The organism is Phenylobacterium aquaticum, assembly GCF_022695515.1.
Classification (GTDB): Bacteria; Pseudomonadota; Alphaproteobacteria; order Caulobacterales; family Caulobacteraceae; genus Phenylobacterium; species Phenylobacterium aquaticum.
Genome location: NZ_JALDPT010000024.1, coordinates 54,972 through 80,382, shown reverse-complemented (window position 1 = coordinate 80,382; position 25,411 = coordinate 54,972). Strand labels below are relative to the sequence as shown.

The following is a 25,411-nucleotide window of genomic DNA, read 5'->3' as shown; positions in this document are numbered from 1 at the left end:
GCCTAGCCCTTGGTCTTGCCGCCCGGCGGCGCGGCGGCCTGCTTGCCGGCGGGCGCGGTCGGCGGGGCCTTGGTGTTGGCGGCGGCCGCGGCGGCCGCGGCCGGAGCGCCCGAAGCCATGGCCTGGGCCTTGGCGAAGCGGTCGGCGAGCGCCTCGGTCAGGGTCTTGGCGTCGGCGGGCGACATCTGGGCCAGGACGGCGGAGAGCGACTTCTCCTTCATCTTGGCGGCGATCGGCAGGCGGACCTTGTCGTCCAGCACCACCATGCGCGGGGCCGCATCCTTGGGCTTCATGCCCTCGAACACCTTGACCATGCGGTCGACCTCGGCCTGTTGCTTGGCGTCGGCCTGGCCCATCAGGCCCTGGATGTCGGACTTCAGGCCATTGAGCGCCTGGACCTTGGCGTCGAGCTTGGCCTCGGCGGCGGCCATCAGGGCCAGCTGGGTGTCGAGGTCGTTCTCGCGCTGATCGAGCTGGCCGCGGCGCGCGCCCAGGTTCTGCAGCACCTGCAGTTCGGCTGGCGACAGGCCGGCTTCCTTCGCGAGCTCGGCGGCCGTTGGGGCGCAGGCCGGCGTCGGCGGCGCGGCGGCGACCGCGCCTCCGGGGGGCAGGACGGCGGAGGCGTCCTTGGCGGCGTCGCCGGCGGCGGGCGCGGCGGCGTCCGCCTCAGCCTTGGCGGCCTCGGCTTCGGCCTTCTTGCCGCCCTTGAGGGGCTTGGCGGCCTCTTCGGCGAAGGCCTTCGCGCCGCTCATCAGGTCGGGCAGGCTGCGGGCGCCTGAGAGCGCATTGACGGCCAGCACGCCGGCGACCGCGACGCCGACCAGCGGCAGGATGCGGGGCATGTTCTTCATCGACGGCCTCCGAGGACGCTCTTCAGGGACGGACGCGGGGTCTCTTCAGCCTCGCCGAACAGCTCGTCCTCGAAGGCGGGGCGCACGCGGGTGGGCGCGGGCTCGCGGCGGACAAAGCGTTCCGGCTCGGGGCGGGCCGGGCGCGGCTCGCGGGCGCCGGCGAGCAGCGAGCCCAGGCGATGGGTCACCCGCTCCACGTCGGCTTCCAGGTCGATATCGCCGCGGGCGGCGGCCTGGCGCAGGCTCGGGCGGACCGTGGCGGCGGGCGCGGGCGCCGCAGCCGGCTGGCCCTGCATCTGGCGATCCAGCTTGGCGGTGAGCGCGCGGGCCTTCTCGATGCGGTCGGCCAGTTCATCGGCGGCCTCGTCGGTGGCGGCGCGCAGATCGGCCAGGCCCTGTTCGGCGCGGGCGGCGGCGGCGTCCAGATCGGCGACCGCCTTGGCGAAGCCGTCATGGCTGTCGCGCAGGGCCTTGAGCCGGCCGTTGAGGCGGAAGCCGACGCCCAGCGCGGCGAGCAGCAAGGCGGCGAGGAGCAGATTCAGACCGAGGGCGACGATGCTCATTTGATCCTCTGCACGGCTTGCCGGGCCTTGGGCGACAAGGGCGCCTCGACCCGCACGGCGATGTGGTGATTGCGACGCCCCATGCGTCCGTAGGTCAGGGGAATCGAGCCGGCGCGCAACTCGATCAGGCTGTCGGGGGTGGCGTTGAGCATCACCGTCTGGCCGACCTCGAGATTGAGGACTTCCTTCAGGCTGATCTGCTGCTCGTCCAGCACCGCGCGGACGTCCATCTGGGTAGTCCAGAGCTCGGTGGCCAAGTGGCCTTCCCAGATGTTGTCGCGGCCGAACTTCTCGCCCATGAACTGCTGCAGCAGCATCTTCCGGATGGGCTCGAGGGTGGCGTAGGGCAGCAAGAGCTCGATGCGTCCGCCGCGGTCCTCCATGTCGATCCGCAGCTTCACCAGGATGGCGGCGTTGGCCGGCCGGGCGATGGCGGCGAAGCGCGGATTGGTCTCCAGCCGGTCGAGGGTGAAGGTCACCGGGGTCAGGGGCTCGAAGGCCAGGCGGGCGTCGGCCAGCACCACCTCGACCATCCGCTGCACGAGCACGCGTTCGATGGTGGTGTAGGGGCGGCCTTCAATGCGCATCGCCGCGGTGCCGCGGCGGCCGCCGAGCAGCACGTCGACGATGGAGTAGATCAGGTTGGAATCGACGGTCAGCAGACCGTAGTTCTCCAGCTCCTCGGCCTTGAACACCGACAGGATGGCCGGCAGCGGGATCGAGTTCAGATAGTCGCCGAACCGGATCGAGGAGATGTTGTCGAGGCTGACCTCGACGTTGTCGGAGGTGAAGTTCCGCAAGGACGTCGTCATGTACCGCACCAAGCGGTCGAAGACGATTTCCAGCATCGGAAGGCGCTCGTACGAGACGAGCGCGGAATTGATGATGGCCCGGATGCCCGAGCGCTCGGCGGCCTCTTCGTCGGAGAGGTCGAAGCCCAGGAGGCTGTCGATCTCGTCCTGATTGAGGATCCGCTCGGAGCCGATGACGCCTTCGGCCGAAGCGTCCAGGTCCCAGCCGCCCTCGTCTCCGCCGCCGTTGTTTTCGAATTCGTCCGCCATGCTGTTACGCGATCAGGGGCCGGGGCCCTAGTTGATCAACATCTCCTCGATGAGCACGGCGTTGGTCTTGGCGGGCGCGATGACCAGATTGACCCGGCGCTGGATCTCCATGCGCAGCTGGTAGGAGCCTTGCGACCCCTGCAGGTCCTCCGGGCGCAGCTCGCGCAGGAAGGTCTGGAAGACGTCCTTCAGCCTGGGCATGTTCGGCTCCAGGGCGTCGACGGCGTCCTGGTCAGGCATTTCCAGGGTGAGCTTGAGCTTCAGGAAGGTCGGGCGGCCATCGGCGGTCTGCATGTTGACCACCACGTCCGGCAGGGTGACGAACAGGACGCCGTTGGGGCCCTCGGCCACCTTGGGCGCGTCCTTGTCTTCCTTGCCCTTCTCGCCTTTTTTCTCTTCCTTTTTCTTCTTGTCGTGCTCGCCGCCCTTCTTCTCGGCGCCGGCTTCGGGCTTGGGCTTCATCAGCAGGAAGGCCGCGGTTCCGCCGCCGCCGAGCACGAGCACGGCGACCACCGCGGCGATGATGATGATCATCATCGGCGGCTTCTTCTTGGCCGGCGCCTCGCCGTCCTCGCCCTCACCGGCCTCGCCGGCTGGCGCTTCCTTGACCTTGTCCTTGGCCACGCGCGCGGTTCCTTAGAATCTTATCTCCTCCTCATGCGACGCGTTTCGTTAAGGATCAGTTTTTAACGCCTGTTAACGGGCCCGAACGGGCGCTCGGCAAAATCCGCCGAGGGGGGCGCGTTAACTTTCTTATTCGTTGTTTATGCTGGGCTTTTCAGACTGGCCCAAGGCTTGCAGGGCAGGAGGCGACGAAAGTGTCGCATCAGCCAAGCCGTAAACGTCTTATGGACAACACCCTTTATGTCGGCCTGTCGCGCCAGATGACCCTCCGCCGGGAGCTGGACATCGTGGCGAACAACATCGCCAACGCGAACACGACGGGATTCAAGGTCGAGAGCCTGATGGTCGGCGAGCAGCCGATGAGCCCGGCCACCACCCTGGGCGCGCCGGCGCCGGTCAAGTTCGTGCTCGATCGCGGCGTCGCCCGCAATTTCGGCCAGGGCGCGCTCAGCAAGACCGACTCGACCCTCGACCTCGGCCTGGAGGGCCAGGGCTTCTTCAAGGTCTCGACCCCGGACGGCGAGCGCTACACCCGCGACGGCCACTTCCGCATGGACGATCTGGGCCGGCTGACCACCCAGGACGGCCGCCCGGTGATGGACGAGGGCGGCGGCGAGATCACCATCGATCCGGAAAAGGGCGCCGTGCTGATCGCCCGCGACGGCACGATCAGCCAAGGCACGGAGCGGGTCGGCAAGGTCGGGGTCGTCAAGTTCGACAGCCTGTCGGTCCTCGAGAAGACCGGGGACAACCTCTACAAGAACACCTCCAACCTCCAGCCCGCTGTCGCCTCCGACACCTATGTCCGCCAGGGCATGCTGGAGGGCTCCAACGTGAACACCATCGCCGAGATGACCCACATGCTCGAGGTCACCCGGGCCTACGAGTCGATGGCCAAGATGATGGACAACAGCGCCGACCTCTCCAACCGCACCATCACGCGGTTGGGTCGAGTCCAGTAAGGAAACCTAAGAGATGCAAGCACTTCGCACCGCCGCGACGGGCATGTCGGCCCAACAGCTGAATGTTGAGGTCATCTCCAACAACATCGCCAACATGAACACCGTGGGCTTCAAACGCCAACGGGCCGAGTTCCAGGACCTGCTCTACCAGACCCTGGAACGGGCCGGCGCCCAGTCCTCGGACCAGGGCACGGTGGTGCCGACCGGCATCCAGATCGGCGCCGGGGTGAAGACCGGATCGGTCTACCGGATCACCGAGCAGGGCTCGCTGACCTCGACCGGCAACGACCTCGACATGGCGATCGACGGCCGCGGCTATTTCCAGGTGCTGATGCCCAACGGTGACACGGCCTATACCCGGGCCGGCAACCTGTCGGTGAACGACCAGGGCCAGCTGGTGACCAATGAGGGCTATCAGATCCAGCCCGCCATCACGGTCCCGTCGGACACCACCAAGGTGACGATCTCCAAGACCGGCCAAGTGCAGGTCTCTCAGCCGGGCGCCACCACGCCGACCGTCATCGGCACAATTGAACTGGCCAATTTCGTCAACCAGGCCGGCCTGGAAGCCATCGGCAGCAACCTGTTCCTGACCAGCGGCTCGTCGGGCGCGGCCACCACCGGCGCGCCCGGATCGACCGGGTTCGGCACGGTGCTGCAGGGCTACACCGAAGCCTCGAACGTCGACGCGGTCACCGAGATCACCTCCCTGATCACCGCCCAGCGGGCCTACGAGATGAACTCCAAGGTGATCACCTCGGCCGACCAGATGCTCGCCACCGCCAACCAGCTGAAGTCCTAGATCATGCGCGCCCTGATCACCGGCCTGGCCCTCGCGCTCTGCGCCCTCCCCGCCCTGGCCGGCCAGCCGGTCACCCTGAAGGCCGTCCCCTGGAGCGCCGACGCGGTCGTCACCCTGGGCGACATCTTCGACGACGCGGGCCCCGCCGGACGCGTGGCCGTTGGCCAGAGGACCGACGGACTGCTGATCCTGGACGCCGGCGCCGTGCAGGCCGCGGCCCGCCGGGCCGGGCTCGACTGGGCCAACAGCGCGGGCCTGCGCCGCATCGTGATCAAGGGCGGCGATATCGCCCCCGTCGGCCAGGCCACGGCCGCCTCGGCCCAGGCGGGCGGCGACGCCCCCGCCGCGGCGCGCGGCAATGTCGAGATCCTGACCTACGCCCACAGCCTATCGACCGGCGACATCCTGCAGCCCGAGGACCTGGTCTGGGCCAAGGCCGCCGCGGCCCCCGCCGACAGCCCCCGCGACGCCGACCAGATCATCGGCAAAGCCGCCCGCCGGCCCTTGCGCGAAGGCGCGCCGGTGTCGCAGCGCGACGTCTCCGCCCCCCAGGTGATCAAGACCGGCGACACCGTCGTGGTGACCTATTCCGGCGGCGGCATCACGCTCGCCATGGAAGGCAAGGCGCTGGCCAACGCCGCGATCGGCGACACCGTCATGGTGCTGAACACCAGCTCGAAAAAGACCCTGCAGGCCACCGCCTCGGGACCCGGTCAGGCCCTGATCGGGCCGGACGCCAACCAGATGCGCGGCGCGAGCCGCTCCCAGATCGCCCTTCGCTAGAGGACCACCCCCATGCGCCTCCCCGTTCTCATCGCCCTTGGCCTCTTGCCGCTGTCGGCCTGCTCCACCGTCCAGGAAGCCATGAAGGGCCCGGACCTGGCCCCCGTGGGCTATCCGGCGGCGCTGGCCCCCATGCAGCAGGTGGTGATCAATCCGCAGGACGCCCCGCCGCCCCCGGCCTCGGCCAATTCCCTGTGGCGGGCGGGCGCGCGCGCCTTCTTCATCGACCAGCGGGCGCGCAAGGTGGGCGACATCCTGACCGTCCAGATCGACATCGACGACAGCGCCAAGACCCAGAACACCTCGACCAGTCAACGGGCCTCAACCATGAACGCGGCGGTGCCGCACCTGCTGGGCCTCGAAGGCAAGGTCGGCCGGCTGCTGCCGCCGCACAACAATTTCGACCCGACCAATGCGCTGGAGACCAAGACCGGCTCGACCAATTCGGGCACCGGCAGCGTGAACCGGGCGGAGAAGATCTCGCTGACCATCGCCGCCGTGGTCTCGGCCGTGCTGCCGAACGGCAACCTGGTGATCCAGGGCACCCAGGAGGTGCGCACCAACGCCGAACTGCGTCAGCTGACCGTGGCCGGGATCGTGCGGCCGGAAGACATCTCCTCGTCCAACACCATCAAGCACACCCAGATCGCAGAGGCTCGGATCAGCTATGGCGGCCGTGGCGACATCAGCCGCGTGCAGAAGGTCCCGGGCCTGCAGTCGGTGGTGGAGAAGTTCCAGCCGTTCTGACGCTGGCAGACGGGTGAACCAGCCACGCCCTCGCCACAGGCGGGGGCGCCGAAATTGACCAGGGCGCGGCAGTTTCTGCCGACCGCCTAGGAACCGCCATGCGCCGATGTTAGCGTCTGCGCATGAGGACGTTCGCCTTCGCCCTGATCGCCATCGCCGCGCCCGCCCTGGCCTGCGCCGCCGCCCCGTCCCAGCCCGCGGTCTGGAGCGCTGAGGCGCCCAAGGACGCGCCGACGGTGCTGAGCTTCATCGATCCGGGCACGGGCAAGATGACCCTGCGCCTGACCTGCGCGCGGGGAACCGGTCAGGTCGTCGCCGAATACGCCCTGACCGGCCGCAAGGCCGACCACCAGGACGCCGGGGTCTGGATCGACGCCGCTGGCGTCAAGGCGCCCTGGCCGGGGACCGTGGTGTTCGCCTCCGGCGGGCTCAGCGCGAACCTGCGTGGCCTGACCCAGGCGGACGCGGCGACCGGCGCCTCGGTGGCTGTGGCCGAGATCTCGACGGGCGCACCGGTGATGGGCGCCTTCGCCAAGACCGGCCAGATCAGCCTGTCGGCCCAGGGCGAAACCCTCGCCCCGCCGCCCGCCCCGGCCAATGTGCTGCGCAAGTTCCTGGGCCCCTGCCGGTAGCGTTCCGCCCGCCCCGGTGGAACGGTAAACCCTTCAAGCTATTTGACATTGGTCAAGCGGCGACTGGGGAAGCGTGCTAAACTTTAAATTCCGCCCGTCATCAAGCTCGACTGTAGGGTGTCTAAACTGCATCGACCGTCTGGGGATGGCTTTCGCCCTGCGAGCCTCCGGACCCACGAGACTTCCAAGTGACATCGTCCAAGCCGGCCACGACCGATCCCGCCCTCGGCCTTGCGCTGGCCGTCGTGGGGTCTTCGACAGCGCCCTTGCTGCTGCTGGACGGGGATCTGATGGTTCTGGCGGCCAGCGCCTCCTTCTGTTCGACCTTCCATGTCTCGCCGGCGGAGACGGCGGGACGGCACGTGCTGGCCCTGGGCGACGGCGAATGGAACGTGCCCCAGTTGGGGTCGCTGCTGCGCGCGACGGTCAGTGACCACGCTGAGGTCACGGCCTACGAAATGGACCTGCGCACACCGGGCCAGAAGGTCCGCAAGCTGGTCTTGAACGCCCGCAAGCTGAGCTATGGCGCTGAGGAAGCCGTGCGGCTTGTCCTGACCGTGGTCGATGTGACCGACGCCCGCCTGGCCGAGAAGCTCAAGGACGAACTGGTCAAGGAGAAGGCCATCCTGCTGCAGGAGCTGCAGCACCGGGTGGCCAACAGCCTGCAGATCATCGCCAGCGTCATCCTGCAGTCGGCTCGCAAGGCGCAGTCGGACGAAACGCGCACCTATCTGCAGGACGCCCACAACCGGGTGATGTCGGTCGCCACGTTGCAGCAACAGCTCGCCGCCTCGCGCCTGGGCGACGTGGAGCTGCGCGGCTATTTCACCCAGCTGTGCGACAGCATCGGCGCCTCGATGATCCGGGACCACAATCAGCTGGTCCTGAGCGTCGAGGCCGACCGCAGCACCACCTCGGCCGACGCCTCGGTGAGCCTGGGCCTGATCGTCACGGAGCTGGTGATCAATGCCCTGAAACACGCCTTTCCCGACGGCCGCAAGGGCGCGATCGTCGTGGGCTACCGCGCGGATGGCCCGGATTGGACCCTGTCGGTGCAGGACAACGGGATCGGCATGCCCAAGAACGCGGCGGACTCCAAGGCCGGATTGGGGACCAATATCGTCCAGGCGCTGTCGGCCCAGCTGGACGCCGAGATCACTTTAACTGAGGCGCACCCGGGGACCCGAGTCTCCATCGCCCACAAAGGCGAGGCGGACGAGGCGTCCGACAGGTCGACCGCGGTGTGAGGCCGGCCTAGGCCCGTCGGCCCGCCACCGAGGCGTTGTCGACGCCAAGCGCGGCCAGTGCCGTGCGCACGATGCCCTCGGCGTCGAGGCCGGCCTGGGCGTACATGAGGTCCGGCTTGTCCTGGTCCTGGAAGATGTCCGGCAGGGTGAGGGTGCGAACCTTCAGGCCGCGATCCAGACCGCCATGTTCGGCGAGCGCCTGGAGCACGAAGGCGCCGAAGCCGCCCATGGCGCCCTCCTCCACCGTGATCAGGGCCTCATGCTCGCGGGCCAGCCGCAGGAGGAGGTCGATGTCGAGCGGCTTGGCGAAGCGGGCGTCGGCGACCGTGGCTGACAGGCCGCGGGCGGCGAGCGCATCGGCGGCCTTGAGGCTTTCGGTGAGCCGGGTGCCGAAGGACAGGATGGCGACGGCCGTCCCCTCGCGGACGATGCGGCCCTTGCCGATCTCCAGGGGGTCGGCGAAGTCGGGAATGACCGCACCCGTGCCCTCGCCGCGCGGATAGCGGAAGGCCGAGGGACGGTCGTCGAGCGCCGCCGCCGTGGCGACCATGTGGGCCAGCTCCGCCTCGTCGGCGGCGGCCATCAGCACCATGCCGGGCAGAGCGCCCATGAAGCCGATGTCGAAGGAGCCGGCGTGGGTCGCCCCATCGGCGCCGACCAGGCCGGCGCGGTCCATGGCGAAGCGCACGGGCAGCTTCTGGATCGCCACGTCGTGGACGACCTGGTCATAGCCGCGCTGAAGGAAGGTCGAATAGATCGCGCAGAACGGCTTCATCCCGTCGGCGGCGAGGCCGGCGGCGAAGGTCACGGCGTGCTGCTCGGCGATGCCGACATCGAACATGCGGTCGGGGAAGCGCTTGGCGAACAGGTCGAGGCCGGTGCCGGAGTCCATGGCCGCGGTCACGGCCACAATGCGCGGGTCGTGCTCGGCCTGCTTGATCAGTTCCTGGGCGAAGACCTTGGTGTAGGTGGGCGCGGCGGCCTGGGCCTTGGCCTGCTGGCCGGTGACCACGTCGAACTTGACCACCGCGTGCAGCTTGTCAGCGGCCGCCTCGGCCGGGGCATAGCCCTTGCCCTTTTGAGTGACCACATGAACAAGCACCGGCTTGTCCTTGATTTCCCTTGCGTTCCGAAGAATCGGAACCAGGGCGTCCAGATTGTGGCCGTCGATCGGGCCGATATAGTAGAAGCCCAGCTCCTCGAAGAAGGTGCCGCCGGTGACCATGCCGCGGGCGAATTCCTCGGCCTTGCGCGCGGCCTCCTGCATCGGCTTGGGCAGGACCTTGACCATCGACTTGCCGAGGTGGCGCAGGGACTGGTAGCCGCCGCCGGAGACCAGCCGCGCCATATAGGCGCTCATGCCGCCCACCGGCGGGGCGATCGACATGTCGTTGTCGTTGAGGATGACCGTCAGCTGACCCGTGGTCTCGCAGGCGTTGTTCATGGCCTCATAGGCCATGCCTGCGCTCATCGAGCCGTCGCCGATCACCGCCACGACGCTGTTGTCGCGGCCTTCCGCGTCGCGGGCGGCGCAGAAGCCCAGCGCCGCCGAGATCGAGGTGGCGGCATGGGCCGCGCCGAAGGGGTCGTATTCGCTTTCCGAGCGCTTGGTGAAGCCCGAAAGACCCCCGCCCTGGCGCAGGGTCCGGATGCGGTCGCGGCGGCCGGTGAGGATCTTGTGCGGATAGGCCTGGTGGCCGACGTCCCAGATCAGGATGTCGTCGGGCGTCTCATAGACATGGTGCAGGGCGACCGTCAGCTCGACCACGCCCAGGCCCGCGCCCAGGTGACCGCCGGTCTGGGACACCGCATCTATGGTCTCCGCGCGAAGTTCATCGGCGAGTTGCCGAAGTTCCGCAGAGTTGAACCCCCGCATGTCCGCAGGCTTCGAGACTTTGTCGAGCAGAGGGGTCACGGGAGGCATGTCGGCAGGCGCATTGCTCACTTGAAATCAGCTTCGGCGATCTAGCACGAAATCGACGCTGGCCCGCAGAATTTCCGCGCGCGGACCGAAGGCGTCGAGATGGGCCTTGGTCTGCTCAATCAGCAAGCTCAACCTTTCGCGGGCGCCGCCGACGCCGAGCAGGGTGACATAGTTGGCCTTGCCCTTGGCTTCGTCCTTGCCGGCCTTCTTGCCGAGCACCGCGGCGTCGCCCTCGACGTCCAGGAGGTCGTCGACGATCTGATAGGCCAGGCCCAGATCCTGGGCGAAGGCCATCAAAGCGTGACGCTCGGCCTCAATGGCGTGGGCCATGATCAGGGGCAGTTCGAAGGCGCAGGCGATCAGGGCGCCGGTCTTCAGGCGCTGCATGCGGGCCACGGCGCCGAGATCGTCGCGCACGCCGAGCAGGTCGATCATCTGGCCGCCGCACATGCCCTTGGCGCCAGAGGCCTGGGCCAGTTTCAGCACCATGTCGGCGCGGACATGGGCGTCCTTGTGGGTGTCGGGATGGGCCAGGATCTCGAAGGCCGCGGTCTGCAGGGCGTCGCCGGCCAGGATGGCGGTGGCCTCGTCATAGGCCTTGTGCACCGTGGGGCGGCCGCGGCGGACGTCATCGTCGTCCATGGCCGGGAGATCGTCATGCACCAGGCTGTAGGCATGAACGCATTCCAGCGCGCAGGCCGCGCGCAGCACCGGCCGGTCGTCGAGGTCGAACATGCGCCCCGTTTCCAGCGCGAAGAACGGGCGCAGGCGCTTGCCGGGACCCAGCGCCGCATAGCGCATGGCCTCGGTCAGGCGGGATTCCGGACCTTCGGCGCGGGGCAGGAGTTCGTCGAGGGCGACCGTCACCAGATCGGCCGCCTCCGCCACCCGCTGGGCGAGGTCGGTCATCAGTTGAACTCGGCGGGTTCGGCGGTCGCGGCGCCGCCGGCGCCCATGACGATCTTCTCCACGCGCAGGCGGGCGGCCTCGAGCCGCTTCTCGCAATGGGCCTTGAGCCGGGCGCCGCGCTCATAGAGCTCGATCGACTGCTCCAGGGGGGCCTGGCCGGACTCCAGCTGGCCGACGATGCGCTCCAGCTCGGCCAGGGCCTGCTCGAACGAGAGTCCTTCGATGTCGTCGGCGGCGTCGGCCATGCGTGATCCCCAGAATTAGCCGGCCAAACTAGTCAGGCCCGCCCGGCGCCGCAACGGGCCACGGTCATCACGTCGGCGGGATCAGGGCTCGGCGAGGGCCCGGACGTGGGCGAGCGCCGACTGGCCCAGCGCCTCCAAGCCGTAGCCGCCCTCAAGGGACGAGACGATGCGGCCCTGGGCGTGGCGGCGCGCGACCTCGGCGATGGCGCGGGTGGCCCAGGCGAAATCCTCGGCCTCCAGGTTCTGGGCGGCGTCGCCCACCGGATCACGGGCGTGGGCGTCGAAGCCGGCCGAGACCAGGATCAGGTCAGGCCGGAAGGCGTCGACATGGCTCATCAGCCCCTCGAAGGCGTGGCGCCATACCTCGCGCGGGGCGTCGGGCGGGGCGACGGCGTTGACGATATTGTCCGGAACGGTCTCTGACGGGTGGCCGGTGCCCGGCCACATCGGCCACTGCTGGACCGAGGCGAAGAACAGCCCCTCGCGCCCGCCGAGCGCGGCCTGGGTGCCATTGCCGTGGTGGACGTCGAAATCGACCACCGCGACCCGGGCCAGGCCTGCGTCCTGCGCCGCCCGGGCGGCGAGCGCCACATTGGAGAAGATGCAGAAGCCCATGGGAATGTTCGGCTCGGCGTGGTGGCCGGGCGGGCGCACCGCGCAGAAGGCCCGCGCCCCCTGCCCCGCCGCGACGTCGCGCACCGCCTGGACCACGGCGCCGGCGGCGCGGCGCGCGGCGACCAGGCTGCCCGGCGACATGAAGGTGTCGGCGTCGAGCATCAGCAGGCCCTCCGCCGGGGCGGCGTCGAACACCGCCTCGATATAGGCCGGATTGTGCACCTGGCTCAGCGCCGCCTGGGCGATCATCGGGGCGTCGCGCGCCTCGAGCTTCAGGTCAGACGCGTCGGCCAGGGCGTCGAGCACGGCCTTCAGCCGCTCCGGCCGCTCCACATGGAAGGCGCCGGGACGGTGGTCGAGCATGTCCGCATGGGTATAGAGGGCGACCGTCATCCGAATCCCAGACTGAACCCCGACAGATTTCCAGCCTAACCCGAAACCCGCCGAACACGATGTCAGACCTGATCATTCGCCGCGCTGTCCCCGCCGACGCAGAGGCCCTCGCCGAAATCGGCGCCCGCACCTTCACCGAGACCTTCGCCCACCTTTATCCGCCGGAGGATCTCGCGGCGTTCCTGGCCGCGTCCTACGGGATCGAGAAGACCCGCGCCGACCTCGCCAATCCCGCCAAGGCGGCCTGGATCGTGGAGACGGCCGACGGCGAGGTCGTGGGCCACGCCCTGGCCGGCCCCTGCAAGCTGCCCCACCCGGACGTGACGCCCGACTGCGGGGAGCTCGACCGGTTCTATCTGCTGAAATCGCACCAGAACGGCGGGACCGGCGGGCGGCTGTGGCGCGAGATCATGGCCTGGCTGGAAGCCCCCGGCCCGCGCGACCTGTGGATCGGGGTGTGGTCGGAAAATCTCGGGGCTCAGCGCTTCTACGCCCGTCATGGGTTCGAGAAGGTCGGGGAATACGGTTTCGAGGTCGGCGGGACCGTGGACCGAGAATTTATCCTCAAGCGGCCTCGCGCACAGGTTTTCTAACAAACCCATCAGTCCGGCTGATAGTTTTGCAGGCGCCGGGCGCATTTGGCCTGGATAACGGTGAAATATTGCCGGGATTTAATACGAGACGCTTTGACCTGGGCGCTCGCTTTTGCGAATTTGCGCGCAATCATCGCGGCAGCTATCGGGCGACGGGTGGGATGTTGAAGATCGGTTATGTCCGGCTGCGCGACCAGCGCTCGGCGGACGATACGGCGAAGTTGAAAGCGATCGGGTGTCACGTGGTCCGGGCCGAGGAGCCCATGGGCCCGATGGACGACGAGTCCGAGGTGCTGAACTCGATCCTGGATTTCATCGGCGCGGGCGACCAGCTGGTCGTGACGCGTCTGGAGCAGCTGGGCGGCTCGACGCGGGCGGCGCTCGACATCATCGACCGGCTGGAGGACCGCGGGGCGAGCCTGTTCGTCGCCGAGCAGGAGATCTCCAGCCAGGGCCTGGGCGGCCGCGCCCTGCGCGCGGCGCTGAACGCGGTCATGGCCGTGGAGCCGATCTGGACCAACCGCAAGCAGCGCCGCGGCCCCCCGGCCGCCGACGAGATCCGCGCCCTGCAGGCCGCCGGCGTCGGCCCGGTGGAGATCGCGCGACGCCTGGGCGTCAGCCGCATGACGGTCTGGCGCAAGCTGAAGGGCGGCGTCGAAGCCTAGGTCCGGTCCGGCTAGCCTGCGGGGGTCGAACTGGGCGCCAAGGTCTGCGCATTCGATGAACCGGTCCCGGCGGTCCTCAGCAGGCTGACCAGCCCGGCGGCCAGGGCGAGCCCCGCGGCGAGCCCCAGCCCCAGCCTCGGCGCGACATCCATGGAGGCTGCGCCGAACAGCAGCGTCATCACCACCGCGCCCGCCGTCTGACCCGTCAGGCGCGCCGTGCCCTGAAGCCCGCCCGCCGCGCCGCTGCGCTCCGGTGGGGCGGCGAGGAACATGTTGCGGTTGTTGGGCGTCTGGAAGAGGCCGAACCCCAGGCCGCACAGCATGACCAAGGGCAAGAGCGCCATGGGACCTTCGGCGGCGGGGCAGATGGCGGCGCCGGCCAGGCCGGCCGCCATGGAGACGCCGCCCGCGACGCAGAGCCAGGCGGTGGAGACCCGATCGGACAGCCACCCCGACGCCTGCGCGGCGACGGCGACCGTCAGGGGCCAGGGCGTCATATAGAGCCCGGTGGCGGCCACCCTTGGCCGAATTCCCGCCGAAGCAGGAACGGAAGGGCGAGCAGCGCAGCCCCCTGACCCGTGAAGCAGCACACCGAGGCGATGACCGAGACGCGGAACGGCCCCCGCCGCAGGAGGTCGAGGGGGATGAGCGGCTCGGCCTTGGGCGCCTCGCGGCGCACCAGGGCGGCCAGGAGGACGACCGCGGCGAACGCCAGGCCGATCGCCACGCCCGGCTGGTGGCGCGACAGGTCCGCGGCCGCCACGAGGCCGGCGAAGGCGCCTGCGTTGAGAGCGACGCTGACCCGGTCGACGGCGCGACCGGAACCCGCCCGGTCCGGCAAGGCGCGGGCCGCCGCCAGGGCGCCCAGACCGACCGGCAGATTGACCGCGAACAACCAGGGCCACCCGGCTCCGGACAGGATGAGCGCCCCGAGCGTGGGCCCCGCCGCCGAGGCCAGGGCCACCGCCAGAGCGTTCCAGCCAATGGCCGCGCCCAGGGATTGCGGGGCCACCACCTGGCGCATCAAGGCCACCCCCAGGGCCATCACCGCCGCGCCGCCCAGACCCTGGGCGAAACGGGCGGCCACCAGCCAGGGAAGCGACGGCGCCAGGGCGCACAGCAACGAGGCGCCTGTGAACAGCGCGATCCCCGCCGTGAACACCTTGCGGAAGCCGAGGCTCTCGCCCAGGGCTGCGCACGGCAGCAGGGCCATCACCAGGGCGAGCTGGTAGGCCGTCATGACGAGGACGGCGTTGGCCGGACTGACGCTCAGGGCCTGGGCCAGGGTCGGCAGGGCCACATTGACGATCGACGCGTCGAGGACGACCAGCACCGTGGCGGCCAGGACGGCGGCCACCGCCAGGATCGGGCGAGTGCTCACCGGGGCGCCTCGGGGGCCGATTCCCGGCGACAGAGAGGGACCCTTGTCCCCGACGATCTTCATCATGGCTTGCCTCCTGGATGAGAGGCCGGAGATAGCCCCGCCGGGGATGCGGCGGAACACTCAGGGTTTGCACTCCGCTCGTGCGTCTGACGCCACATATGGTCGGATCCGTGCTAGTCAGGGGACATGATCCCCGACCTCAATCTGCTCGTCGCCCTGGATGTCCTGCTGGCCGAGGGCAGCGTGGCCCGCGCGGCCAAGCGGCTCCGGCTCAGCCCGTCCGCGATGAGCCGGACCCTGTCGAGACTGCGCGAGTCCACGGGAGACGCCCTGCTGGTCCGGGCCGGCCGCGGCCTCGTGCCGACACCGCGGGCCCTGGCCCTGCGGGAGCAGGTCGGCGCGGTGGTGCAGGAGGCCGAGGCGATGCTGCGCCCCGTAGCGGGAGTGGATCTGTCGCGCCTGGATCGCACCTTCACCCTGCGGGCCCGCGAGGGGTTCGTGGAGAATTTCGGCGCCAAGCTCGTGGCGGTGGTGCGGGCGCAGGCGCCCGGCGTGCGGCTGAGGTTTCTCACTAAGACCGACAAGGACAGCGCCCCCCTGCGCGACGGCAGCGTTGACCTGGAGACAGGGGTCGTCGAGCGGACCATCGGCCCGGAGGTGCGGGCGCAAAGCCTGTTCGAGGACGGCTATGTGGGCGTGGTGCGCTCATGCCACCCGCTGAGCGCGGGGCCGGTGAGCGCCGAGGCCTATGGCGCGGGCGTCCATGTGCATGTCGTGCTGCAAGGCTCGGAAAAGGCGCAGATCGACGACTGGCTCGCCCCGGCGGGCGTGACCCGCGCCATCGTCAGCGAGGTCAGCGGATTCTCGGCCGCCCTCGCCCTGGCCCGCGCCTCAGACCTGATCGCCACCGTGCCGGAGCGGCATACCGCCGCCCTGCGGGTCGGCATGGCGACCTTTTCGCTGCCCGTGGACCTGCCCCGGTTCACGGTGTCGCTGCTCTGGCATCCGCGGATGGACGGCGACCCCGCGCACCAATGGCTTCGCGGCCTGGTGCGAAAGGTCTGCGCCGCCAGATAGCTGCCTGGCCTGGGCCGCTCTAGACCGCTCGGCCGCCGCGGACGAAGTGCAGCACGATCATCACGACGGCGAGCACGAGCAGCAGGTGGATGAAGCCGGCGGTGACGTGGAAGGCGAGGAAGCCCAGGAGCCAGAGGACGACGAGGACGGCGGCGATGGTCGCAAACATGGGGGTCTCCGTGGGCTTGGCCTTAAGGTGGTCCTCCTCCCAATGCGCCGGTCAGGCCCGGGTTCCGGGCGCGGCCGCCCGGCGGACGGCGGGAACGCCCGGCGACCTTGACCGTTAGGCGGGCTTCGCCGGGGCCCGCGCATGCTGCTTGAACCTGAAACGACCTGCTGGCGGCGCGAGACCTCGTCCCGCGCGGCCCTGCTGATCGACATGGCCGACTATTTCGACGCCGCCATGCTGGCCATGAGCCAGGCCAGGCGCTCCATCCACCTGCTGAACTGGGCCTTCGAACCCGACACCCTGTTCCATCCCAAGCCTGGGGGCGGCGGGCCGCCCGGCGACCGCATCGCCAATTTCCTGAAGCGGATGGCGAACGACAATCCCGAGTTGGACGTGCGCATCCTGTGCTGGAAGTCGGCCATGCCGGTGGCCGCGACCCAGCACTTCTTCCCCCTCGTCGACCGAGCCGACTTCGCCCACAGCAAGGTCCGGTTCGTGCTGGACGGCAAGCTGCCACTCGGCGCCTGCCATCACCAGAAGATGATCATCGTCGACGACGCCGTGGGCTTCTGCGGCGGCGGCGACATCGGCCCCGACCGCTGGGACACCGCCCTGCACCTGGACGACGATCCCCGCCGCGAAAAGACCCGGCGCGACAACAAGTGCTTCGACAGCCGCCACGAGGTGATGGGCGTGGTCGAGGGACCCGCGGCCCGCATGCTGGGCGAGCTGTTCCGCGAGCGCTGGGCGCGGGCGACGGGCGAGACCCTGGAGCCGACGCCGCCCGTGCGCCCGCGCTGGCCGGCCTCGGTCAAGGCGGGGTTCCAGGATGTGACCGTCGGCCTGTCGCGGACCCACGGGGTCTGGCGGCGATATCCCGAGGTGCGGGAGGTCGAGCGCCTGCACCTGGAGAGCATCGCCGACGCCCGGCGGTGCATCTATATGGAGAACCAGTACTTCACCTCGCCGCTGATCGCCGCGGCCCTCGCCCAGCGGCTGGCCGAGCCCGACGGGCCGGAGGTGGTGCTGATCTCCACCGAGCATTCCCCCAGCTATTTCGACCAGATCACCATGGACCGCACCCGACTGCGGTTCCTGAAGCGGCTGCAGCGGGCCGACAAGCATGGCCGGCTCAGAGCCTACAGCCCTGTGACGACCCAGGGCCGGACGATCATCGTCCACGCCAAGCTGACCATCATCGACGACCGGCTGCTGCGGATCGGGTCGGCCAATATCAACAACCGCTCCATGGGCTTCGACACCGAGTGCGACATGAGCTTCGAGGCGACCGGACGGCCGGGGACGGGCAACCGGGCCGAGATCCTGCGCCTGCGCACCCGGCTGCTCGCCCACTGGCTGGGGTGCGCCGACGCGGTGGTGGATGAGGCGGTCCGCAAGGCCCGCGGGGTCGGCGCCGGGCTCGAGGCCCTGCGCATGGCCGGCTACGTCCGGCTGCGCCCCATCGAGGTGACGCCCACCAACCCCTTGGCCGAGGTGATCGCCGCCTACCACCTGGGCGATCCCTATGGGCCCGGGGACAGCTGGCGGCCCTGGAAACGGCGCGGCCTGGCGGAGACCGCCAACCGCAAGGGCCGGGCGATCCTGCGCGGCCGGGACCGGGCTTGATCTAATAATTTACAAATGTAATCTTCTCTCTGAGCCACACGCTCGGAGGACGAAAGATGCTGCGGATCAAACAGGCGGGCGCCCTGGCGGGCCTCGTGTCGGCCTTGGTCCTAAGCCTTGGCGCCCCGCCCGCCGCAGCGGCGGCGGATCACGCCCAGATGCTGCGCCAGCTGATCCAGGACGCCGCCGAGGGTCACATCGCCTATGGGACCCTGTCGCCCGGCCTGGCGGACGCGGTGCGGGCCCAGGCCGGCGTGGCGCAATCGGAACTGACCGCCCTGGGGCCCCTGCGGTCCGTCACCCTGAACTCCACCGACCCGCGGGGGGTGGAGCTCTATCGCACGGTGTTCGAAAAGGGCGTGCTGGAGTGGGCGTTCCACGTCGACGACCAGGGCCGGATCGACAACGCCATCTATCGCACCCCGAAGCCCGGTCCTGATCCGGCCCCTCGCTAGCGCCGCGCCGCGAAGGCCTGCTCCACGCAGGGCATCACCAGCCAGCCGATGTCTTCTCCCACCGCCGCCAGTTCCTTGGCGGTGCTGGAGGAGACGTGCAGGAAGGGCGCTTCGCAGATGAAGTGGACCATGGAGATCGAAGGGTCGATGCGGGCGGCGACGCCATGGATGTTGAATTCGTCGTGGAAGTCGCTGGCCTCGCGCAGGCCGCGGACGATGTGGGTCGCCCCGATGCTGCGGGCGTAGGCGATCAGGCCCTGGTCGACATACTGGCTGACGATGAGCGCGCCCTCGAACAGCCGGTCGTCCGCGCCCTTGGCGTCGGGCCACTGCTCCAGGATCGAGCCGGTGATCAGCTGCTGGCTTTCGGCCACGCTGAAGGCGCGCTGCTTCTTCGGATTGGCGCCGATGGCGACATGGACCGTGTCGAAGGTCATCAGCGCCTTGCCGATGATATCGAGGTGGCCGCGGGTGATGGGGTCGAACGAGCCCGCATAGAGCGCGGTGGTCTTGCCGGTCTTGCGCATGGCCGTCCTAAGCCGCGGCCGGCGTGAGACGGACCGGATCGAGGGGGGTCTTCAGCGGGTAGTGGTCGCCCAGCCACTGGATGCCGAACATGGCGAGCGCCGCGGGGGCGACCACCGCCCCGGCGTCCTCTCGGACGAGGGCGGCGAGGTCGAGGGTCGCGACCTCGACGCGGTAGTTGCGCTTGGGCGTGTCGGCCACGGTCAGCACGGCGCCGCTCTCGCGAACCTCCAGGATCGGGTCGGCCAGGAACACCTTGAGCATGCCCCCGTGGGAATCGAACTTCACCTCGCCCAGGAACTTGCCGACGCCCTGCAGAGTCCCGTCGGCGGCGAGGCTGAGGTCGCTGTCCGGCGCGGCCTGGAAGACGAAGCCTCCGTCCTCGGCGCGCGTCGCCTCGGCCCCGACCTCGATGGTCCCGCCGGTCGCCTCCACATAGCTGCGGAAGCTCTGCTTCACGCCCCAGGCGAGGGCGGCGATCTGGACGGGCTGGGGGGTCTCGGTCATTCGTCATCTCCGTGGCGCGAACCGCATCTACGACCTAGCAGCCCTGGGCGGAGGGATCACGGGGCTTTTGCGCGGGCGGGCCTTGCGCGGGGCGCGGCGCCCCTCACTTGTGCCTGAGCGCGCCCTGAGGAGCCGATCGCATGTCGCTGTTTGATCCCGCCCGGCTGTTCGGCCTGGCCCACCCCGTCATCCAGGCGCCCATGGCCGGGGTGTCGACCCCGGCGCTCGCGGCGGCGGTGGCCAATGCCGGCGGGATGGGCTCGCTTGGCATCGGGGCGGCCTCGGTCGAGGCGGCGCGCCAGATGATCGAGGAGACCCGCGCCAAGACCTCGGGCCTGTTCTCGGTCAACATGTTCTGCCATGCGCCGGCCCGGCGCGACGCCGCCGTCGAGGCCGGCTGGATCGACCAGCTGCGTCCGTTCTTCAGCGAATTCGACGCCGCGCCGCCGACCGATCTGCAGGAGATCTATCGCAGCTTCGTGGAGGACGAGGCGGCGTTCCGCATGCTGCTGGCGACGGCGCCCCCGGTGGTCAGCTTCCACTTCGGTTTGCCGCCCCGCGACTGGATCGCCGCCTTCCGCGCGGCCGGGATCGGGACCATGGCCACGGCGACCAATCCCCAGGAGGCCCAGGCCATCGAGGCCGCGGGCGTCGAGGTGATCGTCGCCCAGGGGACCGAGGCCGGCGGCCATCGCGGGGTGTTCGATCCCGAGGCTCACGACCCCGCGCTCTCCATGCCGGTATTGGTCAGCCAGCTGGTCCAGCGCACCCGCCTGCCGGTGGTGGCGGCGGGCGGGATCATGCAGGGCCGCGAGATCAAGGCGGCCCTGACCCTCGGGGCGGCGGCGGCCCAGCTGGGCACCGCCTTCGTCCTGTGCCCGGAATCCGCGGCGGACGCGGCCTATCGCGCGGTCCTCAAGAGCGACCAGGCCCGCGACACCCGGTTCACCTCGGCCATCTCGGGCCGTCCGGCGCGGGGCATCGCCAACCGGCTGGCGCGGTTCGAGGGCGGTCCGGTCCCGGCCTACCCGGTTGCCTATGACGCCGGCAAAGCGCTGCACGCGGCGGCCAAGGCCCGCGGCGACCACGGCTTCGCCGCCCACTGGGCCGGCCAGGGCTCGCCCCTGGCCCGCGAGGCGCCGGCGGGTGACATGGTCAGGACCCTGGTCGCCGAGGCCGCCTAACCCCGCCAGCGGGCGAAGTCGACGAAGGCCCGCAATGGTCCCGGCATGTGGCGGCGGCTGGGATAGTAGAGGAAGGGTCCCGGGAAGGGCTCGCACCAGTCGTCCAGCACGGTGACCAGGCGGCCGGCCTGCAGGTGCGGCCGGGCGAAGTCCTCAAAGGTGGTGTAGAAGCCGACCCCGTCGCAGCAGGCGCGGATCAGGCTGTGGGCGCTGGCGCCCACCAGCGGGCCGGAGGGCTCGATCCTGACCGTCTCCCCGCCCCGCTCGAACTCCCAGGCCGGAGTCAGGCCGCTGGCGAAGCGGGTGCGGATGCAGGGCGCAGCCAGCAGGTCGCGAGGGTGGGACGGCGTCCCGACCCGGGCCAGCAGCTCAGGCGCGGCGATCACCACATAGCGCTGCGGGCCGCTGATCGGCACGGCGATCATGTCCTTGGCCAGGCTCTCCCCCCAACGGACGCCGGCGTCGAACCCCTCGGCCACGATGTCCACCAAGGCGGTCTCGGCCCGGATCTCCAGCTCCACGCGGGGATTGGCGGCCAGGAACGGGGCGATCATCGGGGCCAGGGTCAGCTCGATGGCCGGCTCGGGCGCATTGATGCGCAGGCGGCCCGTCGCCTCCCCGGCCTCGGTCAGGGTCTCCTCCACCGCCCGGCTGATATCGGCGAGCGCCGGGGTGATCCGCTCCAGCAGGCGCGCGCCCGCCTCGGTCAGGGCCACGCTGCGGGTGGTGCGGTTGATGAGCCGAAGGTCGAGCCGGGCCTCAAGATCGCGCAGGGTCTGGCTGAGGGTGGAGACCGACACGCCCCGCTCCACCGCCGCCGCACGGAAGCTTCGCCGCCGGGCGATGGCGGCGAAGGCGGCGAGGTCGTCCAGGTCCGGCGCTCTCATTGTTCTATTTTACGAACAGTTCGTTCAACACAATGCGGATTATCGCATGAACCTCAGGGGCGCATAAGGGGGCCACACCCCCTTCGGAGAGACGCCATGCAAAAGACCACACTCGGTAAGACCGGCCCCGCAACCTCCATCGTCGGCTTGGGCTGCATGGGCATGTCGGACATGTACGGCCCGGCGGACCGCGCGGAATCCATCGCCACCCTCGACGCCGCCGTCGAGGCCGGGATCACCCTGCTCGACACCGGCGACTTCTACGGCATGGGCCACAACGAGATGCTGATCGGCGAGGCCCTGAAGCGCCATCGCCGCGACGACCTGCTGATCAGTGTGAAGTTCGGCGCCCAGCGCGGACCGGACAGCCAGTGGATCGGCTATGACGCCAGCCCCCGCGCCGTGAAGACCGCCTGCGCCTACAGTCTCAAGCGCCTGGGCGTCGACCATATCGACGTCTATCGCCCGGCCCGCCTGGATCCCAACGTGCCGATCGAGGACACGATCGGCGCCATCGCCGAGCTGGTGCAGGCCGGCTATGTCCGCCACATCGGCCTGTCCGAGGTGGGCGCCCAGACCATTCGTCGCGCCGCCGCGGTTCATCCCATCGCCGACCTGCAGATCGAGTACTCGATCATCGCGCGCGGCATAGAGGACGCCATCCTGCCGACCTGCCGGGAGCTGGGGATCGCCGTCACCGCCTATGGCGTCCTGGCCCGGGGCCTGATCAGCGGGCACTGGACCAATCGCCAGCTCTCGGCCGGCGACATCCGCGGCCACACCCCGCGCTTCCAGGGCGAGAACCTGGAGGCCAACCTGGCGCTGGTGGAGGCGCTGCGCGCCGTGGCCAGCGCCCGCGGCGTCACCGTCGCCCAGATCGCCGTGGCCTGGGTGCTGGCTCAGGGCGACGACATCGTGCCGCTGATCGGCGCGCGTCGACGCGATCGCCTGGCCGAGTCGCTGGGGGCGCTGGCGCTGGACCTGTCGCCGACGGATCTGGCCGCCATCGAGGCCGCCGCGCCGAAGGGCGCCGCCGCCGGCGCGCGCTACGCCCCGGCCCAGATGGCGAGCCTGGACAGCGAGCGCTGACACCCCGCACTCAGGCAAGACGCAACGGACGCACTGGACATGGGGCCCTCGCGGCCCCATCCTTCCCAGTCAAACAGATGTTCGTCCCGCCATTGGGGAAGCCTGCCCATGTTCATGCGTTTCTTCACCGAACTCCGCGACGCCAAGATCCCGGTGTCGCTGAAAGAGTACCTCATGCTCATGGAGGCGCTCGACAAGGCGGTGATCGATCGCAGCGTCGAGGACTTCTACTTCCTGTCCCGCGCCGCCCTGATCAAGGACGAGAAGAACCTCGACAAGTTCGACCAGGTGTTCGGCCACGTGTTCAAGGGCCTTGAGAAGCTTGAGGGCATGGGGGTCTCCGACATCCCGGCCGAGTGGCTGAAGAAGCTGTCGGACCAGTTCCTGACCGATGAGGAAAAGGCCCAGATCGAGGCCATGGGCGGCTTCGACAAGCTGATGGAAGCGCTCGCCGAGCGCATGAAGCAGCAGCAGGAAGAGGGCGACGGGGACGGCGACGGCAAGGGCGCCGGCAAGAACGGCAAGGGCCCGACCGGCGACTCGCCCTTCGGCGCCAACGGCTATCACCCCGAAGGCGTGCGCATGGGCCAGGACAAGGGCCGCCACGGCAAGGCGATCAAGGTCTGGGACAAGCGCGAGTACAAGAACCTGGACGACTCGGTCGAGCTCGGCACCCGCAACATCAAGGTGGCGCTACGCCGCCTGCGCAAATGGGTCCGCGACGGGTCGGCCGACGAACTGGACATGAACGCCACGATCCGCGGCACGGCGGAGAAGGGCTATCTCGACATCAATATGCGCCCCGAGCGCCGAAACAAGATCAGCGTGCTGATCTTCTTCGACATCGGTGGCTCGATGGACAGCCACATCAAGGTCTGCGAGGAGCTGTTCTCGGCCGCGCGGACCGAGTTCAAGAACATGGAGTTCTACTACTTCCACAACTGCCTCTATGAGAGCGTGTGGAAGGACAACCGCCGTCGCCATGCCGAGAAGCTGAACACCTGGGACGTGCTCCACAAGTTCAGCCACGAATACAAGGTGATCTTCGTCGGCGACGCCACCATGAGCCCCTATGAGATCACCTATCCGGGCGGCTCGGTGGAGCATTGGAACGAGGAGGCCGGGGCCATCTGGATGGACCGGGTCACTCAGATCTTCGAGAACGTGGTGTGGCTGAACCCCACCGCCGAGCGCCACTGGGACTACACCCCTTCCATCGAGGTGATGCGCCAGCTGGTCGGCGACCGGATGTTCCCCCTGACCATCGAGGGACTCGACAAGGCCATGCGTCAACTGTCCCGTTGACGGCATGAATGTTGCGTAGCGACGGGGGAGACCTAGACTTTTCCGTCGCTTGAAGGATTCGATTGTGACTGACCCCGCCGCGCCGATCGAGGAGACGAACGAGGCGGCCACCAAGGCCGCCGTGTTCTGCGCCGCCGAACGCCTGTTCGCCCTGCACGGGTTCCAGAACGTCTCGGTGCGCGACATCACGGCCGAGGCCGGGGTCAATCTGGCCTCGGTGAACTATCACTTCGGCTCCAAGGACGCCCTGCTGTTCGAGATCTTCCGCCGGCGCACGGCGGAGCTGAACCGCGAGCGGGCGCGGATGCTGCACGAGGCCAATGATCGCCACGCCGGCAAGCCGCCGGTGCGCGAGATCCTCGAGGCCCTGTTCGCCCCGCCCCTGCGCTGGGGCTCGGTCAATTCCGACCGCCGCATCTCGGTGCAGTTCATCATCCGCTCGCGCAGCGAGGGCACGGAGGAGATGCGCGAGGCCCTGACCAGCGACGTCAGCCACCTGGCCCGCTTCGCCGACGCCCTGATCGCCGCCCGCCCCGACCTGCCGCGCGAGACCGTCTATTGGCGGCTGCATTTCTGCCTGGGCATGGTGCACAACAACCGCTTCGCCGAGTTCGACCGCCTGCACGTGCTGTCGGCCGGCCTGACGCGAGAGAGCGACACCGAGGGCCTCCTGAAGCGCATGCTCGACTTCGCCGAGGCCGGGTTCCTGGCCTAGAGGTCCGCTGCGAACGCCGCGAAGCCCGCGGCGAAATCGTCCGGCTGTTCTAGGAAGGCGGCGTGCCCGCCGGGGAACACCGTCACGTTCGCCTGCTTCATGCCGTCAATGGCCGGCCGACACCGGCTGAGCGGGATCACCCGGTCATCGCGCGCCCAGGCGAACCAGACCGGGACATCGAGACCCTGGGCGACCGCGCGGATGTCGGCGGCCGGACGTCCGAACCCTTCCCAGGCCTGGCGCAACTGGCCCGCCATCTCCCGGCCCGCCGCGACGATGCGGCGCCTTTGGTCGCGCGCCGCTCGGACCGGGAGCACGAGCCAGCGGTAGTAGGCGGCATAGACCGCTCCGAACCACCAGGCGCCCCGCTCCCCAGCCGCAAAGACACTGGCGAACAACCTGCAGAACCGCGTCACCGTCGCGTCGACCTCGACCAGGCCGCCGGGATCGCACAGGACCAGACCGGCGACCGGGTGGTCGCGGGCGTAGAGGATCGCCGCCGCCCCGCCGATTGAGCAGCCGATCAGGATCGGCCGATCCAGCCCGAGCCGCGCGACCAGGCCGGCCAGCAGCTGGGCGTAGCGCTCGGGCGACGGGCCCTCGCGATCTTCGCCCGACCGGCCATGGCCCGGCCAGTCCAGCCGGATCACCTCGAAGCGGTCTTTGATCCGCGCGGCCAGGGGCGCGAAGTCGCCCCCGCCGTGGGCGATGGCGTGCAGGCAGATCACCGGCCGCCCCCGCCCCTCCCGCGCGACGGCGAGCCGCACGCCGTCCACCTCGATCTCCGCCGATCCCGCCGGAACTCCCGTCGCCTCGCGCCTGGACATGGCTCAGCCTTCAAGTGATTTGCATATCACTAGTGATATCGATAT

Annotated in this window: 30 protein-coding genes; 15 read left to right on the top strand and 15 right to left on the bottom strand. The window is 69.5% G+C overall.

Annotated elements, in window-relative coordinates; translation table 11 throughout:
• Nucleotides 1-2: 2 nt before the first annotated feature.
• Genes MQH10_RS17185 through MQH10_RS17170 form a run of 4 tightly spaced genes read right to left on the bottom strand, consistent with a single transcriptional unit; the run spans nucleotide 3 to nucleotide 3,099 of the window.
• A complete protein-coding gene (locus tag MQH10_RS17185; RefSeq protein ID WP_242565240.1) occupies nucleotides 3-851 on the bottom strand; it encodes a MotE family protein in 849 nt (282 codons plus the stop codon).
• Nucleotides 848-1,414, bottom strand: a complete 567-nt coding sequence (locus MQH10_RS17180) for a DUF6468 domain-containing protein (protein ID WP_242565239.1) — start codon at nucleotides 1,412-1,414, stop codon at nucleotides 848-850. The genes MQH10_RS17185 and MQH10_RS17180 overlap by 4 nt, the downstream gene beginning before the upstream one ends.
• Entirely contained in the window at nucleotides 1,411-2,475 is a 1,065-nt protein-coding gene (fliM, locus tag MQH10_RS17175; protein ID WP_242565238.1) for a flagellar motor switch protein FliM, read from the bottom strand. Before fliM ends, MQH10_RS17180 begins: the two co-directional genes overlap by 4 nt.
• Nucleotides 2,476-2,502: 27 nt before the next feature.
• On the bottom strand, nucleotides 2,503-3,099 hold the full coding sequence (locus MQH10_RS17170; protein WP_242565237.1) for a flagellar basal body-associated FliL family protein: 597 nt from the start codon (nucleotides 3,097-3,099) through the stop codon (nucleotides 2,503-2,505).
• Between the two features lie 224 nt (nucleotides 3,100-3,323).
• Here MQH10_RS17170 and flgF point away from each other — a divergent pair, with 224 nt between their 5' ends.
• The 6 genes from flgF (at nucleotide 3,324) to MQH10_RS17140 (ending at nucleotide 8,272) form a co-directional block, all read left to right on the top strand.
• Nucleotides 3,324-4,061 carry a flagellar basal-body rod protein FlgF gene (gene flgF / locus MQH10_RS17165; protein WP_242565236.1) on the top strand — a complete coding sequence of 246 codons (738 nt, stop codon included), beginning with the start codon at nucleotides 3,324-3,326 and terminating at the stop codon, nucleotides 4,059-4,061.
• A gap of 13 nt (nucleotides 4,062-4,074) precedes the next feature.
• Nucleotides 4,075-4,863: a flagellar basal-body rod protein FlgG gene (gene flgG / locus MQH10_RS17160; RefSeq protein ID WP_242565235.1), complete on the top strand. Its 789-nt coding sequence runs from the start codon at nucleotides 4,075-4,077 to the stop codon at nucleotides 4,861-4,863.
• A 3-nt stretch (nucleotides 4,864-4,866) separates the two neighbouring features.
• Entirely contained in the window at nucleotides 4,867-5,646 is a 780-nt protein-coding gene (gene flgA, locus MQH10_RS17155) for a flagellar basal body P-ring formation chaperone FlgA (RefSeq protein WP_242565234.1), read from the top strand.
• Nucleotides 5,647-5,658: 12 nt separating this feature from the next.
• The gene (gene flgH / locus MQH10_RS17150; RefSeq protein ID WP_242565233.1) at nucleotides 5,659-6,393 is read left to right on the top strand and encodes a flagellar basal body L-ring protein FlgH; all 735 of its coding nucleotides are present in this window, start codon (nucleotides 5,659-5,661) and stop codon (nucleotides 6,391-6,393) included.
• A gap of 122 nt (nucleotides 6,394-6,515) precedes the next feature.
• Nucleotides 6,516-7,025 (top strand): hypothetical protein, encoded by a 510-nt coding sequence (locus MQH10_RS17145; protein WP_242565232.1) that lies wholly within the window; start codon nucleotides 6,516-6,518, stop codon nucleotides 7,023-7,025.
• A gap of 188 nt (nucleotides 7,026-7,213) precedes the next feature.
• A complete protein-coding gene (locus MQH10_RS17140) occupies nucleotides 7,214-8,272 on the top strand; it encodes a sensor histidine kinase (protein WP_242565231.1) in 1,059 nt (352 codons plus the stop codon).
• 7 nt (nucleotides 8,273-8,279) lie between these two features.
• Here the strand turns inward: MQH10_RS17140 and dxs are convergent, their stop codons facing one another.
• From dxs to MQH10_RS17120, 4 genes are all read right to left on the bottom strand, one after another.
• Nucleotides 8,280-10,196 (bottom strand): 1-deoxy-D-xylulose-5-phosphate synthase, encoded by a 1,917-nt coding sequence (dxs, locus tag MQH10_RS17135; protein WP_242565230.1) that lies wholly within the window; start codon nucleotides 10,194-10,196, stop codon nucleotides 8,280-8,282.
• Nucleotides 10,197-10,223: 27 nt separating this feature from the next.
• On the bottom strand, nucleotides 10,224-11,105 hold the full coding sequence (locus MQH10_RS17130) for a polyprenyl synthetase family protein (protein WP_242565229.1): 882 nt from the start codon (nucleotides 11,103-11,105) through the stop codon (nucleotides 10,224-10,226).
• The gene (locus MQH10_RS17125; protein WP_242565228.1) at nucleotides 11,105-11,350 is read right to left on the bottom strand and encodes an exodeoxyribonuclease VII small subunit; all 246 of its coding nucleotides are present in this window, start codon (nucleotides 11,348-11,350) and stop codon (nucleotides 11,105-11,107) included. The genes MQH10_RS17130 and MQH10_RS17125 overlap by 1 nt, the downstream gene beginning before the upstream one ends.
• Nucleotides 11,351-11,431: 81 nt before the next feature.
• Nucleotides 11,432-12,358, bottom strand: coding sequence for a histone deacetylase family protein (locus MQH10_RS17120; protein ID WP_242565227.1), 927 nt, complete (start codon nucleotides 12,356-12,358; stop codon nucleotides 11,432-11,434).
• Nucleotides 12,359-12,417: 59 nt separating this feature from the next.
• On the opposite strand from MQH10_RS17120, the gene MQH10_RS17115 reads away from it, so the two are divergent.
• Both MQH10_RS17115 and MQH10_RS17110 read left to right on the top strand, forming a co-directional pair.
• Nucleotides 12,418-12,951 carry a GNAT family N-acetyltransferase gene (locus tag MQH10_RS17115; RefSeq protein WP_242565226.1) on the top strand — a complete coding sequence of 178 codons (534 nt, stop codon included), beginning with the start codon at nucleotides 12,418-12,420 and terminating at the stop codon, nucleotides 12,949-12,951.
• A 161-nt stretch (nucleotides 12,952-13,112) separates the two neighbouring features.
• Nucleotides 13,113-13,616 carry a recombinase family protein gene (locus tag MQH10_RS17110; RefSeq protein WP_242565225.1) on the top strand — a complete coding sequence of 168 codons (504 nt, stop codon included), beginning with the start codon at nucleotides 13,113-13,115 and terminating at the stop codon, nucleotides 13,614-13,616.
• Between the two features lie 11 nt (nucleotides 13,617-13,627).
• Here MQH10_RS17110 and MQH10_RS26500 read toward each other — a convergent pair whose 3' ends face one another.
• Together MQH10_RS26500 and MQH10_RS17105 are read right to left on the bottom strand one after the other, a co-directional pair.
• Nucleotides 13,628-14,134 (bottom strand): MFS transporter, encoded by a 507-nt coding sequence (locus MQH10_RS26500; protein ID WP_336605120.1) that lies wholly within the window; start codon nucleotides 14,132-14,134, stop codon nucleotides 13,628-13,630.
• Nucleotides 14,110-15,063 carry an MFS transporter gene (locus tag MQH10_RS17105; protein WP_272886995.1) on the bottom strand — a complete coding sequence of 318 codons (954 nt, stop codon included), beginning with the start codon at nucleotides 15,061-15,063 and terminating at the stop codon, nucleotides 14,110-14,112. Before MQH10_RS17105 ends, MQH10_RS26500 begins: the two co-directional genes overlap by 25 nt.
• 123 nt (nucleotides 15,064-15,186) lie before the next feature.
• On the opposite strand from MQH10_RS17105, the gene MQH10_RS17100 reads away from it, so the two are divergent.
• Nucleotides 15,187-16,077 carry a LysR family transcriptional regulator gene (locus tag MQH10_RS17100; protein ID WP_242565224.1) on the top strand — a complete coding sequence of 297 codons (891 nt, stop codon included), beginning with the start codon at nucleotides 15,187-15,189 and terminating at the stop codon, nucleotides 16,075-16,077.
• A gap of 19 nt (nucleotides 16,078-16,096) precedes the next feature.
• Here the strand turns inward: MQH10_RS17100 and MQH10_RS17095 are convergent, their stop codons facing one another.
• Nucleotides 16,097-16,246 carry a lmo0937 family membrane protein gene (locus MQH10_RS17095; protein WP_242565223.1) on the bottom strand — a complete coding sequence of 50 codons (150 nt, stop codon included), beginning with the start codon at nucleotides 16,244-16,246 and terminating at the stop codon, nucleotides 16,097-16,099.
• Between the two features lie 141 nt (nucleotides 16,247-16,387).
• On the opposite strand from MQH10_RS17095, the gene MQH10_RS17090 reads away from it, so the two are divergent.
• Both MQH10_RS17090 and MQH10_RS17085 read left to right on the top strand, forming a co-directional pair.
• Nucleotides 16,388-17,872 carry a phospholipase D-like domain-containing protein gene (locus MQH10_RS17090; RefSeq protein WP_242565222.1) on the top strand — a complete coding sequence of 495 codons (1,485 nt, stop codon included), beginning with the start codon at nucleotides 16,388-16,390 and terminating at the stop codon, nucleotides 17,870-17,872.
• 56 nt (nucleotides 17,873-17,928) lie between these two features.
• Complete coding sequence (locus tag MQH10_RS17085) at nucleotides 17,929-18,327, top strand: hypothetical protein (protein ID WP_242565221.1); 399 nt, start codon at nucleotides 17,929-17,931, stop codon at nucleotides 18,325-18,327.
• On the opposite strand, the gene coaD is transcribed toward MQH10_RS17085, so the two are convergent.
• Nucleotides 18,324-18,854 (bottom strand): pantetheine-phosphate adenylyltransferase, encoded by a 531-nt coding sequence (gene coaD, locus MQH10_RS17080; protein WP_242565220.1) that lies wholly within the window; start codon nucleotides 18,852-18,854, stop codon nucleotides 18,324-18,326. The two genes, MQH10_RS17085 and coaD, sit on opposite strands and share 4 nt — an antisense overlap.
• A gap of 7 nt (nucleotides 18,855-18,861) precedes the next feature.
• On the bottom strand, nucleotides 18,862-19,359 hold the full coding sequence (locus MQH10_RS17075) for an HtaA domain-containing protein (RefSeq protein ID WP_242565219.1): 498 nt from the start codon (nucleotides 19,357-19,359) through the stop codon (nucleotides 18,862-18,864).
• 140 nt (nucleotides 19,360-19,499) lie between these two features.
• Between MQH10_RS17075 and MQH10_RS17070 the strand changes: the two genes are divergently transcribed.
• A complete protein-coding gene (locus MQH10_RS17070; RefSeq protein ID WP_242565218.1) occupies nucleotides 19,500-20,543 on the top strand; it encodes an NAD(P)H-dependent flavin oxidoreductase in 1,044 nt (347 codons plus the stop codon).
• Here MQH10_RS17070 and MQH10_RS17065 read toward each other — a convergent pair.
• Nucleotides 20,540-21,430, bottom strand: a complete 891-nt coding sequence (locus tag MQH10_RS17065) for a LysR family transcriptional regulator (RefSeq protein WP_242565217.1) — start codon at nucleotides 21,428-21,430, stop codon at nucleotides 20,540-20,542. The genes MQH10_RS17070 and MQH10_RS17065 overlap by 4 nt on opposite strands.
• A gap of 96 nt (nucleotides 21,431-21,526) precedes the next feature.
• Here MQH10_RS17065 and MQH10_RS17060 point away from each other — a divergent pair, with 96 nt between their 5' ends.
• From MQH10_RS17060 to MQH10_RS17050, 3 genes are all read left to right on the top strand, one after another.
• Entirely contained in the window at nucleotides 21,527-22,519 is a 993-nt protein-coding gene (locus tag MQH10_RS17060) for an aldo/keto reductase (protein WP_242565216.1), read from the top strand.
• Nucleotides 22,520-22,627: 108 nt separating this feature from the next.
• Nucleotides 22,628-23,824, top strand: coding sequence for a vWA domain-containing protein (locus tag MQH10_RS17055; protein ID WP_242565215.1), 1,197 nt, complete (start codon nucleotides 22,628-22,630; stop codon nucleotides 23,822-23,824).
• Nucleotides 23,825-23,888: 64 nt separating this feature from the next.
• Nucleotides 23,889-24,539: a TetR/AcrR family transcriptional regulator gene (locus MQH10_RS17050; protein WP_242565214.1), complete on the top strand. Its 651-nt coding sequence runs from the start codon at nucleotides 23,889-23,891 to the stop codon at nucleotides 24,537-24,539.
• Here MQH10_RS17050 and MQH10_RS17045 read toward each other — a convergent pair.
• Entirely contained in the window at nucleotides 24,536-25,366 is an 831-nt protein-coding gene (locus MQH10_RS17045; RefSeq protein WP_242565213.1) for an alpha/beta fold hydrolase, read from the bottom strand. The genes MQH10_RS17050 and MQH10_RS17045 overlap by 4 nt on opposite strands.
• Nucleotides 25,367-25,411: the final 45 nt, after the last annotated feature.